Source organism: Pseudomonas reinekei (assembly GCF_001945365.1).
GTDB classification, from domain to species: domain Bacteria; phylum Pseudomonadota; class Gammaproteobacteria; order Pseudomonadales; family Pseudomonadaceae; genus Aquipseudomonas; species Aquipseudomonas reinekei.
The window spans coordinates 194,479-207,648 of the sequence record NZ_MSTQ01000009.1 but is presented as its reverse complement, the minus strand read 5'-3'; the positions used below and the strand labels follow the sequence as shown (position 1 = coordinate 207,648).

Sequence of the window (13,170 nt, the reverse complement as noted above, 5' to 3'; positions counted from 1 at the left end):
TTCAAAATTCCTCTAAGCGATACGAAGCGTGCCTGCCAGTTGCACCGGCAAGGCATCGACGGCGGCACGGGTGGTGCGGCGGTCGCTGTTCAAAGGGATGTCGTAAGTGATGCGTGCGCCATAGCGGCCGGGTGCATGGGGGTCAAGACGGACCTTGTCGAACACCAGCAAACGGGTGCCGAGGCTGAAGCCTTCGGACAGATCATGGGTGACCATGAATACCGTCAATTGCGTTTCGCGCCACAGCGCCAGCAGCAACGCGTGCATGTCCTTGCGGATGCCCGGATCGAGCGCGCCGAAGGGCTCGTCGAGCAGCAGCACGCGCGGCTTCATGATCAACGCCTGGGCGATGGCCAAGCGTTGTTGCATGCCGCCGGAGAGCTGCGCCGGGTACTTGTCCAGCGAGTGCCCGAGGCCGACTTTGTGCAGCAGCGCCGAGGCCTGTTCGCGGGCTTCTTTTTTCGCGCTGCCGAACAGGCGACCGAGCAATGGCGAGCGCGGCAGTTCAAGGCCGAGGGCGACGTTGTCCAGTACGCTCAGATGCGGGAACACCGAATAGCGCTGGAACACCACGCCACGGCTGGCATCCGGCTCACCGGCCAACGGTTGGCCGTCGAGCAGGATCTCGCCGCGGCTGGCGCGCTCCTGGCCGAGCAGCAGGCGCAAGAAGGTCGATTTGCCGCAACCGGAAGCGCCGACCAGGGTGCAGAACTCGCCCTCGTTGACGGTCAGGTTCAGGCCTTCGAGCACCACCTGGTCGGCGTATTGCTGCCAGACGTTTTTCACGGTGATGAAGCTCATGCCCGTGCTCCTTCATACCAGGGGAACGCACGTTGGGTCAGGCGTTTCAGGCCCCAATCCATCAGCCAGGCGAGCAGGGTGATCCACACCACGTAGGGCAAAATCACGTCCATCGCCAGGTAGCGGCGTACCAGGAAAATCCGGTAGCCGAGGCCGTCGGTGGAAGCAATCGCCTCGGCGGCAATCAGGAACAGCCATGCCGAGCCGAGCATCAGCCGCAGCGAGATCAGCAGCCGTGGCAGCAGTTGCGGTAATACCACGCGCAGCATCAAGGTCCAGGTCGAAGCGCCGAGGGTTTGGGCCTTGATCAGCAGTTCCACGGGAATTTCCCGGGCGCGCTGTTCCAGATCCCGGGCCAGTGCCGGGGTGATGCCGATCACGATCAGCATCACTTTCGACAGCTCGCCCAACCCGAAAACGATGAACAGGATCGGCAGGATCGCCAGCGGCGGCACCATCGACAACACCGTCAGCAAGGGCGACAACGGCGCGCCAAACAACGGCAGGGTGCCGGCGGCCATGCCGAGGCATAAGCCAGCGAGGGCGCTGATACCCAGGCCGATAGCCAGGCGTCGCAGACTCGAAGCACTGTCCTGCCAGAGCAGGTAGTCACCGGTGCGGCTGTCGGCGACGAACGCCAGGCGTTTCACCGCATCGGTCATCTGCACGGCGCTGGGCAGCAGCTTGTCGTTGGGGTTGTCCGCCAGTCGCTCGGCCGAGCCCATGAAGTAGGCGAACAGCAGCAGGGCGAACGGCAGGATCACCAGCAACAGGCGACTCGGGCGATCCGGGTGGCGATTGATCAGGCGCATGGCCAAGTCCTCTTCTTACAACTTGGCGTCGGCGGCCATTTGCACGTAGCTCGGGTCGAAGCGCAGCTTGAGGTTGCCTTTGTCGCCGCTGGTCACGCCGTTGGCGAAGGCCATGCCGACCGCGCTGGTGTCCTTGGCGCCTTCACCCAGCAAACCGTGCTGGAAGGAGAATTCGGCGACCTTGCGCATGGTTTCCGGCAGTTGCTTGCTGGTGCTGAACGCCAGGGCCTCTTGCGGCGTGGCGAACAGCTTGGTGGTGTCCAGTTGCGCCTGGAAACCTGCAAGGTCGGTGCCTGAGGCTTTGGCCATGTGTTCGAGCGCGGCTTTGCCGGCGGCGTTCTTCGCGTTCATCAACTCGACCACTTCGAACCAGGCGCCGGTCAGTGCTTTGCCCAGTGCCGGGTTGTCTTTGAGGGTGGCGCTGTTGACCACCATCATGTCCATGATTTCGCCGGGGATCTGGCTGGAGTTGAAGACTTCGGTCACCCCGGGCTTGGCCTTGATGTCCGAGAGCATCGGGTTCCAGGTGGTGACGGCGTTGACCTGATCAGTGTTGAAAGCCGCCGCGATATCGGCGTCGGAGGTGTTGACCACTTTCAGGTCCTTCTCGGTGAGGTCCACCGAATCCAGGGCCCGGGCCAGCAGGTAATGGGACACCGACAGCTCGACCAGATTGACGTCCATGCCCTTGAGGTCGGCGACTTTCTTGCCTTCGCCCTTGAGCACGATGCCGTCGTTGCCGTTGGAGAAATCGCTGACGATCAGCGCGGTGCTGTCGACGCCACCGGCAGCGGGAATGGTCAGCGCGTCCATGTTGGTCATGGTGCAGCCGTCGAACTGGCCAGCGGTGTACTGGTTGATGGATTCGACGTAATCGTTGAGCTGCACCACATCGATCTTGATGCCGTACTTCTTCGCCCATTTGTCGACGATGCCTTGGCTGCCGGCATACTCCCAGGGCATCCAGCCGGCATAGATCGTCCAGCAGACGCTGAAGTGGTCTTTGGGTGCCGCGTGGGACGAGACGCTCACGAGGGCTGCGAAAGCAGCGGCGAGCAGGGCGGGTAAACGAAGCTGGGACATGGTGGTTCTCCAGTTGATCAGGGGCGGACAGGAGGCAACGCGGCACCGTTAGCGGTGGCTTTGTCTCCCGGGCTTTTGTCCCGCCGTGTAACCTCAACTGGAGGTCGCCAACTCTCGGACCAGTCACTCGCGAAGCGAGCCGGAACCCTAGTCAGCCATTGCAAATTGTGGTGCCGCGAACCTGTGATGACTCCTGCACGCCATTGCTAAAGCGAGAGCCGTGCCAAGTTTGCAGAACGCTTCTAGCGCGCGGGGGAGAGGCAAGTCTCGGTGAGTGCAGTGGGGAACAGCTGCTTTGTGATGGTGCATCGGTGCACTGTGATGTGGCGTGGGCAGCCGTTATTACCGGGTGGATATCTCCACCTGCAGCATTAATCAGCGCGTGAATGGATGAAAAACCTTTCATCGGCGAGATGTTTCAACTTGTTGCAGGAACGCACCAGATTCTGAAATCGATGTCTGATCTTTCGACAGTCGCCGAATAATCGACTGTCGCCTGCCAGCGTCGCTGGTGTGGCTCACTCGCGGTCCAGGAGGCCGCCATGCTCTCTCGAATTCTACTGATTGCTGTGTTGGGTTTGTCCCTTGGTGCATGCGTGCCTTATTCCGATGGAGGCGTCAGCTACTACAGTTCCGAGGTGTATACCTCGCCAGCGCCAGGCTATTACGCCGGTGGTGATCGCTACTATTCCAATGGCGGTTATTACTCGCCGCCAGCCCGTTACTACGCGCCGCCTGCGCGGTATTACAAGCCAACGCCGCGCTACTACTCGCAGCCGCGGATCTATCAACCCTCACCGCGCTATTACCAGGCGCCACCGCGTTACTATCAGGCGCGTCCTGATTACCGGGCGCATCAGAATCATGGCTGGGATGGCCGCAAACGTGGCGGCTGGGACAACGACCGAGGCCATGGCGGGCGCAACAACAATTACGGCGGCCGAGGTGACCATAACGGACGCGGTGATCGCGACGGCCGGGGCAATCACCGCTAATCATTCCTTGTAGACACACAATCGGTGGGAGCGAGCAGACTCGCTCCCACAGTTCGTTCAGTATCCAGAAAGATCCGCCAACGGATGCCGCCCCTCCCACGCCTTATGAAAATGCGCCTCCACCACCGCATCCGGCACGTTATTGATGTCCGGCCAGTGCCAGTGCGGTTTCTGATCCTTGTCGATCAACCGCGCGCGCACGCCTTCACTGAATTCCGGATGGCGGCAGCAGTTGAGGCTTAGCGTGTATTCCATCTGAAAGACCTCAGCCAGCGACAGGTGGCGGGCGCGGGCGATCTGTTCCCAGACCAGGTGGGCGGTCAGCGGTGAACCTTCGCTCATGGTTCGGGCGGCGCGGCTGAGCAGCGGGTCGGCGTCATCGCGTAATGGGCTGATGGCTTTCCATGCGCACCGCACATCGCTCACATCCAGCAATTCATCGATGCGCTGGCGTCGCGGCAGCCATTGAGGTTCGGGCATCTGTGCAACGGCTTCCTGCTGCAACGCCTTGAGCAGGCTGTTGAGTTGCATCGGCGTCTGTTCCTGCCAGTTCAGTTGCAGCAAGCCTTCGATCAGCGCTTCCTGTTGCTCGTCGAGCAGGAAGCGGTCAGCCAGGTCCAGATCGATCGCATCGCGCGCGTTCATGTGGGCGCCGGTCAGGCCGAGGAACAAGCCGAGCTTGCCGGGCAAGCGTGACAGGAACCAACTGGCGCCGACGTCCGGGTACAGGCCGATGGTGATTTCCGGCATGGCCAGTCGACTGCTCGGCGTGACAATGCGGATGCTCGCCCCCTGCAGCAGGCCCATGCCGCCGCCGAGCACATAACCATGGCCCCAGCAGATCAACGGTTTTGGATAAGTATGCAAGCTGAAGTCCAGGCGATATTCCGCTGCAAAGAAGTGCGCGGCCAGGGGCGGCACTTCGCCGGGATGGTCGCGGCAAGCCTCTACCAGGCTGCGCACCTCACCACCGGCGCAAAAGGCCTTGGCGCCGTTGCCTCGCAGCAGGACGCAGACGATTTGCGGCTCCTTGGCCCAGGCGTTCAGTTTGTCGCTCAAGGCGTTGATCATGGGCAAGGACAGCGCGTTCAGCGACTTTTCGGCATCCAGCGTGGCAATGCCGATGCGGGCGCCGTCGGTGCCGGTGAGTTCTTCGAAGTGCAGATTCATCGTGACCTCGATCAGGAAATTGAGGGTTAAGTATGATCGCTGTGTAGGAAAGTGCCGGATCTGTGTCAGATCAATTGACAAGCGTGATGCGCTTTCCTAGGGTTCGCCCCATTGTTTTTGCCGGATGTAACCATGACTGCTGATGACCGTATCAAACTCGAACCGAGCTGGAAGGAGGCCCTGCGTGCCGAATTCGACCAGCCCTACATGACAGAGTTGCGAAACTTTCTCCAACAGGAACGGGCGGCCGGCAAGGAGATCTATCCACCGGGCCCGATGATTTTCAACGCGCTCAATTCCACGCCGCTGGATAAGGTCAAGGTCGTGATTCTCGGCCAGGACCCGTACCACGGCCCGGGCCAGGCCCATGGCTTGTGCTTCTCGGTGCAACCGGGCGTGCCGGCACCGCCATCGCTGGTGAACATTTACAAAGAGTTGAAGCGCGACCTGAACATCGACATCCCCAGCCACGGTTATCTGCAAAGCTGGGCCGAGCAGGGCGTGCTGATGCTCAACACCACCATGACCGTCGAACGCGCCAACGCCAATGCGCACAAGGACAAGGGCTGGCAGTTTTTTACCGATCGGATCATCGAAGTGGTCAGCCAGCAGCAACCGCACCTGGTGTTCATGCTGTGGGGCGCTCATGCCCAGAGTAAGCAGAAGTTGATCGATGCGACCAAGCATCTGGTGCTGACCTCGGTGCACCCGTCACCGCTGTCGGCCTATCGCGGCTTCCTCGGCTGCGGGCACTTCAGCCGCACCAACAAGTTTCTTGAGCAGAATGGCGAGACGCCGATCGAGTGGCGATTGCCGCCGGTTTGATGGTTTGACCGGGCTGGCCCCTTCGCGAGCAGGCTCGCTCCCACAGGTTTTGTGAACACCGCAAATCCACTGTGGGAGCGAGCCTGCTCGCGAAGGGCGCGACTCGGTCTAACTGTCTGAATCGGGATTTCGGTTCCAGTACTTGAACAACGGCTCCGCCAGAAACAGCACAAACAACAACCGCATCACCTGCATCGCCGTCACCAGCGGCACCGACAGTTGCAGGGTCTCCGCCGTCAGGCTCATCTCCGCAATCCCGCCCGGCATCATGCCCAGCGTCAGCGAACGCAGATCCAGGTGAGTCAGCGCACTCAAGCCCAATGCAGCTGCCGTGGCGATCAACATGGTCAACACCGTACCGATCAAGGTCCGGCCCATGAATGAAGGCGCCCGACGGAAAAACTGCCGGTTGAAGTGACAGCCCAGACCGCTGCCGATCAACCACTGGCCGATCTGGCTACCGCCGTTGGGTAGGCCGATGTGCAAATCCCAACCGATACTCACTGCCGCACTGACCAGCAACGGACCGAACAGCCACGGGTTGGGTTGACGCAGACGCTCCCATATCCAGGCGGCCAGTGCGCCTGCGGGAAATAAAATCGCCAGCCAGCGCCAATCGATACTGCCAGCATGGGAAATCGGTGCTCCGTCGCCCAGCAGGTATTTGAATGCTGCCGGTACACACAATACGACGACCAGTACGCGCAAGCTCTGCCCCGCAGCAACTCGGCTGAGCACGGCACCATTGCGGGCACCGAGGTTGACCATCTCCCCGGAGCCGCCGGGCATACTGGAGAAAAAAGCGGTGGCGCGGTCCTCACCGGTACGTCGCATCAACCAGACACCGACCACGGCCGACAGGCTGGTGACCAACGCACCGAAGAAGATCAAACCGAAATGACTCAGCACCTGCTCCATCACCACCGGGGTGAAGTGCAGGCCAATGCCGATGCCGACGATCCACTGGCCGCACTTGCGCCCGCCAGGGATTTCCGCCAGTTGCCAGGGTGTCAGGCAGCGCACGAGGATGATCGCCAGTAACGAGCCGACCATCCACGGCAAAGGCCAGCCGACCTGGCTGGCGAGATAACCGCCCAGCAGGCCGACCAGCGGGGTTCCCCACCAAAGTTTGAAGGGGGAGCGATCAGACATCGGCAATCGCGCGTTGCGCGGCCGAACGTTTGCGCCAGATGCGGATGAGCGGCATCAGCAGCATGATCGCCGTCAGCACCCAGCAACCGAACGTGATCGGGCTCGACCAGAGGATTTCCAGTGCACCGTTGGAAATCGACAGGGCGCGACGCAGGTTTTGTTCCATCAAACCACCGAGGATGAAGCCCAGCAACACCGGCGACAGCGGGAAATCCAGCTTGCGCAGGATATAACCGAAGATGCCGATGCCGATCATCAGGAACAGGTCGAAGGTGGTGGCGTGCACCGCGTAGACGCCAATCCCGGTAATGATCGCGATCACCGGTACCAGTGCCCAGTTCGGCACGGCGAGGATGCGGGTGAAGATGCGGATCATCGGAATGTTGAGGATCACCAGCATCACGTTGGCGATGAACAACGAGGCGATCAGGCCCCAGACGATGTCCGGTTGTTGCTGGAACAGCAGCGGGCCCGGTGTGATGTTGTAGAGCGACAGGGCGCCGATCATCACCGCCGTGGTGCCCGAGCCCGGAACGCCGAGGGTCAGCATCGGCACCAACGCACCGCAGGCGGCGCCGCCGATGGCGGTTTCCGGGGCTGCAAGGCCGCGCATGTCGCCTTGGCCGAAAGTACCCTTGGCACCCGCCATGCGTTTTTCGGTCATGTAGGCCACGGCGCTGGCCAGGGTCGCGCCGGCACCGGGCAACACGCCCATGATGAAACCCAGTACGCCACAACGGATGTTCACCACGAACACCGACGCCGCTTCCTTGAAATTGAACATCATGCGCCCGGTGGCTTTCACCGCTTCCTGTCCGTGGTGGGTTTTTTCCAGCAGCAGGAGGATTTCGCTGATGGAGAACAGGCCCAGCACCAGCACGACGAACTGAATGCCATCGGTCAGGTGGATGTTATCGCCAGTAAAACGGTACACGCCGCTGTTGGCGTCGATGCCGACGGTCGACAGGAACAAACCGATCAGTGCCGCGATAAACGTTTTCAGCGGTCGGTCGCCGGCCATGCCACCCAGGCAAACGATCGCGAACACCATCAGCACGAAGTATTCCGCCGGTCCGAAGGCAATCGCCCATTTCGCCAGCAGCGGGGCGAACAGCACCATGCCGCAGGTGGCGATGAAGGCGCCGATGAACGAACTCCACGCCGACAGCGACAACGCCACGCCGGCCAGGCCTTTGCGGGCCATCGGGTAGCCATCGAGGGTGGTCATCACGGTGGAGGCTTCGCCCGGAATGTTCAGCAGGATCGAGCTGATCCGGCCGCCGTATTCGCAACCCAGGTACACCGCCGCCAGCAGGATCAGTGCCGACTCCGGTGGCAGACCGAGAGCGAAGGCGATGGGGATCAGCAGCGCCACGCCGTTGATCGGCCCCAGGCCCGGCAGCAGGCCGACCACGGTGCCGATCAGGGTGCCGCAGAGTGCGGTCACCAGGTTGTACGGGCTCAGCGCGACGCCGAAGCCCTGACCCAAATAGCCAAGAGTATCCATATCAGTTCTCCAGAACGTCGAGCACGCCAAGTGGCAGCGGCACGTCCATCAACTTGTCGAACAGCAGGTAGAGGCCGACGGCCATCAGACTGATGATCACGATGCTTGGCACCCAGCGACCGCCATACAGACGGGCCATGGGCACGCCGATGAGGATGCTGGCGACGATGAAACCCAGCGGTTCGAAGGTGCCGGCGAACACCAGTAGCAGCGCTACGCAGATGCCGATCTTGGTCAGGGTTTCGCGATCCAGCGGAGGCTCGTCCTCACTGTGCTTGATCGGTGCCGGACGGAACACCATGTACAACAGCGCCGCGCCCATCAGACCGAGCATCAACAGCGGAAAGGCCCGAGGCCCCACCGGTTCATAGGAAAAAGCCGCTTGATACGGCCAGGCCATCAGCGCGAGGCCGAGACAGGCCAGCAACAGCACCGAAGCAAAAATGCGTTGTAAGAGCATGGGGAACTCCTTTGCCGCGACTCCGCCAAGCGGAGCCGCAGCCGCTAGACAGAGGCGATCACTGAATCAGGCCGAACTCTTTGGCCAGCACTTTGTAGTCCGCGACTTGCTTCTTCACGTAGGTGTCCAGTTCCGGGCCGGTCATGGCGAACGGGAACAGTTCACGCTGATCGCGCAGCTTGGCGAACTCAGGGGAAGCCAGCAGTTTGTCGAAGGAGTCTTTCCACCAGGCGTAGTCTTCGTCGCTGACTTTTGGCCCGAGGTAGAAACCGCGAACCACTGGCCAGACGATGTCGTAGCCTTGCTCGCGAGCGGTCGGGATGTCCTTCATTTCCGGCTCATCGAGACGCTTGTCGGCGAACACCGCCAGCAGGCGCATGTCGCCGCTCTCGATGTGCGGCATGGAGTCGGAGATGTCGGTGCTGCCGACCTGAATGTGGCCGCCGAGCAGGGCGGTGGCGATTTCACCGCCGCCTTCGAGGGCGACGTAACGCAGGTCACGCGGATTGATCCCGGCGGCCTTGGCGATCAGTGCGGTTTGCATCCAGTCCTGGCTGCCAACGGTGCCGCCGGAACCAATCACCACTTTGCTCGGGTCTTTCTTCAGCGCCTGAACGAGGTCGTCGAGGGTCTTGTAGGGCGAATCGCTTTTTACTGCGATGGCGCCGTAACTGGTGCCGACAGCCGCGAGCCAGCGCACATTGCTTTCATCGAAACGGCCGAACTTGCCCTGGGCCAGGTTCAGCAACGAACCGCTCGACCAGGCCACCAACGTGCCGGCATCCGCCGGACGCTGGGCAACCACTGCGTTGTAGGCCACGGCGCCGACACCGCCAGGCATGTACGTCACGCGCATCGGTTTGGTCAGCAGTTTTTCGTTGACCAGCGCGCTTTGCGCCAGTTTGCAGGTCAGGTCGAAACCGCCGCCCGGCGATGCCGGAGCGATGCATTCCGGGCGCTTGGGCTCGGCCATCAGTTGGCCGGCAAACAGCATGCAGCTGGCGGCGAGGGCGAAACGGCGCAGTGGTCGATTCATTTTTTTCTCCACGGGAGTTGTTGTTTTTGGGATGTTTCAGGTGCGGCGGTTTCGCTTCGCGCAGCCGATAACGGCGCCGGCAAGCGTAAACGATGAGGTGCGGGAATAGGCGCGGGGCGGGCAAATCTGGCGCTGGGTGGGCAGCATGGCGAAGTACCTCGTTATTGTTCTTATTGGCGAAAACGCATCAAGGCGTTTTTCGGGAGCTACATTTCAAAGCAGGAGCGATGGCTACGATTGAAAACCTCCGTGGATCGACTCTAACGCTCGAACCTTTCGCTAACCTTTCATCGGGCTTTCACGGTTTTTCGGGCTTCACAGCGACGGATGCCGCTGTAAACTCCGCGCCAAAGAATGGCGTCGACCATCCCTGAATGAGGTAAAAATCCATGCGTGTCCTGCTCGTCGAAGACCATCTGCAGCTCGCCGAAAGTGTCGCCCAGGCGCTCAAGAGCACCGGCCTGACCGTGGATGTGCTGCACGATGGCGTGGCGGCCGACCTGGCGCTGGGCAGCGAGGAATACGCCATGGCGATCCTTGATGTCGGCTTGCCGCGCATGGATGGTTTTGAAGTGCTGGCGCGCCTGCGTGCGCGGGGCAAGAACCTGCCGGTGCTGATGCTGACGGCGCGCAGTGACGTCAAGGACCGGGTCCATGGCCTGAACCTCGGCGCCGATGATTACCTGGCCAAACCGTTTGAGCTCACCGAGCTCGAAGCGCGGGTCAAGGCCCTGTTGCGCCGCAGTGTGCTGGGCGGTGAGCGCCTGCAACGCTGCGGCGTGCTGGCCTACGATCTGGACACCCGGCGCTTCACCCTTGGCGAAGAGTTGCTGACCTTGACCTCCCGCGAGCAGGCCGTGCTCGAAGCGTTGATCGCCCGGCCGGGTCGGGTGATGAGCAAGGAACAACTGGCCTCTCAAGTCTTCGGTCTCGACGAAGAGGCCAGCCCCGACGCCATCGAAATCTACGTGCACCGCTTGCGCAAGAAACTCGACGGCCAGCCGGTGGCCATCGTGACGTTCCGCGGCCTCGGTTATTTGCTGGAAAGCCGCGATGCATAAGCCCAGCAGCCTGCGCTGGCGGTTGCTGTGGAATCTGGCAGTGCTGCTGGTGGTGTTGATGCTGGCCAGCGGCTTGAGCGCCTACTGGAACGGTCGCGAAGCGGCCGATACGGCTTATGACCGGACGTTGCTCGCCTCGGCGCGGACCATCGCGGCGGGCCTCTCCGAACGCGACGGCAGCCTCAGTCTCGACGTGCCTTACGTGGCGCTAGACACCTTCGCCTATGACAGTGCCGGGCGGATATTTTATCTGGTCAATGACATCAACCAGAAGCTGATTTCCGGCTACGAAAACCTGCCTGGCCCGCCCCCGGGAACGCCGCGCACCGATGATTATCCGGCGCTGGCGCGGTTCTACAATGCGACTTATCGCGGGCAGAACGTGCGTGTGGTCAGCCTGCTCAAACCGGTCAGCGAACCGAACATGAACGGCATGGCGGAAATCCGCGTGGCCGAAACCGATGAAGCGCGGGTCAGCATGGCCCGCAGCCTGGCGGCAGATACATTGCTGCGTCTGGGCATGCTGGCGGTCGGGGCATTACTGATGGTGTGGTTTGCGGTCAGTGCTGCTTTGCGTCCGTTGGAGCGCTTGCGCACGGCGGTGGAGGAGCGTCAGCCGGATGACTTGCGGCCGTTGCCGCTGGTGGAAGTGCAACACGAATTATGGCCGCTGGTGCGCGCCCTCAATCACTTTACCGAACGCCTGCGCGGGCAATTCGAGCGGCAAGCGCAGTTCATTGCCGATGCCGCCCATGAACTGCGCACGCCACTGGCGGCGCTCAAGGCTCGGCTTGAGCTGGGCTTGCGTTCGACCGAGCCACAAACCTGGCGCAGCACGCTGGAAACTGCGGCTCAGGGGACTGATCGTCTGACTCATCTGGCTAACCAGTTGCTCTCGCTGGCGCGGGTCGAAAACGGCGCCCGGGCGATTGCCGAGGGCGGCGCGCAGTTGCTGGACCTCAGTCAACTGGCGCGTGAACTGGGTATGGCCATGGCACCACTGGCCCACAAACGTGGGGTGGCGCTGGCGCTGGAGGCGGACGAGCCCGTTTGGTTGCGCGGTGAACCGACGTTGTTGAACGAGCTGTTGAGCAATCTGGTGGACAACGCCCTGGCCCACACGCCGTCGGGCGGCAACGTCATTTTGCGGGTTTCGGCGCCAGCGGTGCTGGAGGTCGAAGACGACGGTCCGGGGATTCCACTGGATGAGCGTGATCGGGTGTTCGAGCGTTTTTATCGACGCAACCAGCAAGTGGCTGGGTCAGGCCTGGGGTTGGCGATTGTCGGCGAGATCTGTCGGGCGCACCTGGCGCAGATCAGCCTGCATGATGGGGAAAAGGCGGGGTTGAAGGTTCGGGTGAGTTTTATTCCCGGGGAGTGATTACCGCTTTTTGTGGAGGGGGAGCAAGCTCCCTCGTCACAAGGACTGGCTCAGGCTCAGTAAAACATCGACCGCGTTTCCTCCAGTTCGGCGCACCTGGCTTGGTTGTCCAGATCAATCCCGAGTTTGACGAAGGCCGGGACGCTAAGTGGATCGATGCGCGAAATCGGGTGGTCGGTGTCTTTGTGGCAGTACAGGCTGGCAACCTGCACCAGGTCGACATAATCGATCCGGGCCGATTGCCGCTTGAAGTTCTGATACAGCAGCGGCACCTGCACCAGCAACTCCGGAAACTCCCAGGCCCTGAGCAGCTTGTCGCCGAGCAGCGGATGAATGCGCTCAATTACATGGTTGAGGCTGACCGGATCGGCCAGCAGCTCATAGTGGTCTTCGGCATAGGTCAGGATCGGCAACACGCCAATCTGATGGACCAGCCCGCCAAGTGCTGCCTGATCAGGCTTGAGTTGGGTGTACGTGCGGCACAGCGCATAACTGACGCCGGCAATCTCCAGGCTCTTGCGCCAGACATCGCGCATTTTCTGTTCAACCACCTCGGAGCGGGCATGGAAAATCTGTTCCATGACCAAGCCGATCGCCAGGTTGCTGCTGTAATTGATGCCCAAACGAGTGATTGCCGTGTGCAAGTCAGTAACTTCCTGGGTCGCGCGCAGCAAGGGGCTGTTAACCACCTTGATCAGGCGCGCCGACAGCGCGGCATCACGGCCAATCACTTTGCTCAAACTGCTGATGCTGATTTCCGGGTCTTCAGCGGCCTTGCGAATCTGCAACGCCACTTCCGGTAATGTCGGCAGAACCAGGTCATCGTTATCGATGGCCTCAACCAAATCCTGTTGGACCTTTTCCGCCAGCTCAATCATTTAGTTTCT

Annotated in this window: 13 protein-coding genes and 1 riboswitch; of the genes, 4 read left to right on the top strand and 9 right to left on the bottom strand. The window is 61.4% G+C overall.

The window, feature by feature from the left end; all coding sequences use genetic code 11:
- Nucleotides 1-12 precede the first annotated feature (12 nt).
- Genes BVK86_RS16980 through BVK86_RS16970 form a run of 3 tightly spaced genes read right to left on the bottom strand, consistent with a single transcriptional unit; the run spans nt 13 to nt 2,696 of the window.
- On the bottom strand, nt 13-801 hold the full coding sequence (locus BVK86_RS16980) for an ABC transporter ATP-binding protein (protein ID WP_075947509.1): 789 nt from the start codon (nt 799-801) through the stop codon (nt 13-15).
- The gene (locus tag BVK86_RS16975) at nt 798-1,613 is read right to left on the bottom strand and encodes an ABC transporter permease (protein ID WP_075947508.1); all 816 of its coding nucleotides are present in this window, start codon (nt 1,611-1,613) and stop codon (nt 798-800) included. Before BVK86_RS16975 ends, BVK86_RS16980 begins: the two co-directional genes overlap by 4 nt.
- A gap of 15 nt (nt 1,614-1,628) precedes the next feature.
- Entirely contained in the window at nt 1,629-2,696 is a 1,068-nt protein-coding gene (locus BVK86_RS16970) for a putative urea ABC transporter substrate-binding protein (protein ID WP_075947507.1), read from the bottom strand.
- Nucleotides 2,697-2,758: 62 nt separating this feature from the next.
- Nucleotides 2,759-2,858: riboswitch (guanidine-I (ykkC/yxkD leader) on the bottom strand.
- A gap of 380 nt (nt 2,859-3,238) precedes the next feature.
- Between BVK86_RS16970 and BVK86_RS16960 the strand changes: the two genes are divergently transcribed.
- The gene (locus BVK86_RS16960) at nt 3,239-3,691 is read left to right on the top strand and encodes a hypothetical protein (RefSeq protein ID WP_075947506.1); all 453 of its coding nucleotides are present in this window, start codon (nt 3,239-3,241) and stop codon (nt 3,689-3,691) included.
- A gap of 57 nt (nt 3,692-3,748) precedes the next feature.
- On the opposite strand, the gene BVK86_RS16955 is transcribed toward BVK86_RS16960, so the two are convergent.
- The gene (locus BVK86_RS16955) at nt 3,749-4,861 is read right to left on the bottom strand and encodes an enoyl-CoA hydratase/isomerase family protein (RefSeq protein WP_075947505.1); all 1,113 of its coding nucleotides are present in this window, start codon (nt 4,859-4,861) and stop codon (nt 3,749-3,751) included.
- Between the two features lie 132 nt (nt 4,862-4,993).
- Here BVK86_RS16955 and ung point away from each other — a divergent pair, with 132 nt between their 5' ends.
- Nucleotides 4,994-5,686 (top strand): uracil-DNA glycosylase, encoded by a 693-nt coding sequence (gene ung / locus BVK86_RS16950; protein ID WP_075947504.1) that lies wholly within the window; start codon nt 4,994-4,996, stop codon nt 5,684-5,686.
- Nucleotides 5,687-5,794: 108 nt separating this feature from the next.
- On the opposite strand, the gene BVK86_RS16945 is transcribed toward ung, so the two are convergent.
- The 4 genes from BVK86_RS16945 to BVK86_RS16930 are packed head-to-tail and all read right to left on the bottom strand — an operon-like array spanning nt 5,795 to nt 9,841.
- Nucleotides 5,795-6,838 (bottom strand): AbrB family transcriptional regulator, encoded by a 1,044-nt coding sequence (locus BVK86_RS16945; RefSeq protein WP_075947503.1) that lies wholly within the window; start codon nt 6,836-6,838, stop codon nt 5,795-5,797.
- The gene (locus BVK86_RS16940) at nt 6,831-8,345 is read right to left on the bottom strand and encodes a tripartite tricarboxylate transporter permease (protein WP_075947502.1); all 1,515 of its coding nucleotides are present in this window, start codon (nt 8,343-8,345) and stop codon (nt 6,831-6,833) included. Before BVK86_RS16940 ends, BVK86_RS16945 begins: the two co-directional genes overlap by 8 nt.
- A 1-nt stretch (nt 8,346) precedes the next feature.
- A complete protein-coding gene (locus BVK86_RS16935; RefSeq protein WP_075947501.1) occupies nt 8,347-8,805 on the bottom strand; it encodes a tripartite tricarboxylate transporter TctB family protein in 459 nt (152 codons plus the stop codon).
- A gap of 58 nt (nt 8,806-8,863) precedes the next feature.
- Nucleotides 8,864-9,841: a Bug family tripartite tricarboxylate transporter substrate binding protein gene (locus BVK86_RS16930; RefSeq protein ID WP_075947500.1), complete on the bottom strand. Its 978-nt coding sequence runs from the start codon at nt 9,839-9,841 to the stop codon at nt 8,864-8,866.
- A 389-nt stretch (nt 9,842-10,230) separates the two neighbouring features.
- Between BVK86_RS16930 and BVK86_RS16925 the strand changes: the two genes are divergently transcribed.
- Nucleotides 10,231-10,902 (top strand): response regulator, encoded by a 672-nt coding sequence (locus BVK86_RS16925; RefSeq protein ID WP_075947499.1) that lies wholly within the window; start codon nt 10,231-10,233, stop codon nt 10,900-10,902.
- Entirely contained in the window at nt 10,895-12,283 is a 1,389-nt protein-coding gene (locus BVK86_RS16920) for a sensor histidine kinase (protein WP_075947498.1), read from the top strand. The genes BVK86_RS16925 and BVK86_RS16920 overlap by 8 nt, the downstream gene beginning before the upstream one ends.
- 56 nt (nt 12,284-12,339) lie before the next feature.
- On the opposite strand, the gene BVK86_RS16915 is transcribed toward BVK86_RS16920, so the two are convergent.
- Nucleotides 12,340-13,161, bottom strand: coding sequence for an HDOD domain-containing protein (locus tag BVK86_RS16915; protein ID WP_075947497.1), 822 nt, complete (start codon nt 13,159-13,161; stop codon nt 12,340-12,342).
- Between the last annotated feature and the right edge of the window lie 9 nt (nt 13,162-13,170).

Bases quoted from the DNA above. Each gene is read 5' to 3' on its own strand.
- ung (WP_075947504.1), top strand. From the start codon at position 4,994: ATGACTGCTGATGACCGTATCAAACTCGAACCGAGCTGGAAGGAGGCC.
- BVK86_RS16925 (WP_075947499.1), top strand. From the start codon at position 10,231: ATGCGTGTCCTGCTCGTCGAAGACCATCTGCAGCTCGCCGAAAGTGTC.
- BVK86_RS16915 (WP_075947497.1), bottom strand. From the start codon at position 13,161: ATGATTGAGCTGGCGGAAAAGGTCCAACAGGATTTGGTTGAGGCCATC.
- BVK86_RS16920 (WP_075947498.1), top strand. From the start codon at position 10,895: ATGCATAAGCCCAGCAGCCTGCGCTGGCGGTTGCTGTGGAATCTGGCA.
- BVK86_RS16975 (WP_075947508.1), bottom strand. From the start codon at position 1,613: ATGCGCCTGATCAATCGCCACCCGGATCGCCCGAGTCGCCTGTTGCTG.
- BVK86_RS16980 (WP_075947509.1), bottom strand. From the start codon at position 801: ATGAGCTTCATCACCGTGAAAAACGTCTGGCAGCAATACGCCGACCAG.
- BVK86_RS16945 (WP_075947503.1), bottom strand. From the start codon at position 6,838: ATGTCTGATCGCTCCCCCTTCAAACTTTGGTGGGGAACCCCGCTGGTC.
- BVK86_RS16970 (WP_075947507.1), bottom strand. From the start codon at position 2,696: ATGTCCCAGCTTCGTTTACCCGCCCTGCTCGCCGCTGCTTTCGCAGCC.
- BVK86_RS16930 (WP_075947500.1), bottom strand. From the start codon at position 9,841: ATGAATCGACCACTGCGCCGTTTCGCCCTCGCCGCCAGCTGCATGCTG.
- BVK86_RS16960 (WP_075947506.1), top strand. From the start codon at position 3,239: ATGCTCTCTCGAATTCTACTGATTGCTGTGTTGGGTTTGTCCCTTGGT.
- BVK86_RS16955 (WP_075947505.1), bottom strand. From the start codon at position 4,861: ATGAATCTGCACTTCGAAGAACTCACCGGCACCGACGGCGCCCGCATC.
- BVK86_RS16940 (WP_075947502.1), bottom strand. From the start codon at position 8,345: ATGGATACTCTTGGCTATTTGGGTCAGGGCTTCGGCGTCGCGCTGAGC.
- BVK86_RS16935 (WP_075947501.1), bottom strand. From the start codon at position 8,805: ATGCTCTTACAACGCATTTTTGCTTCGGTGCTGTTGCTGGCCTGTCTC.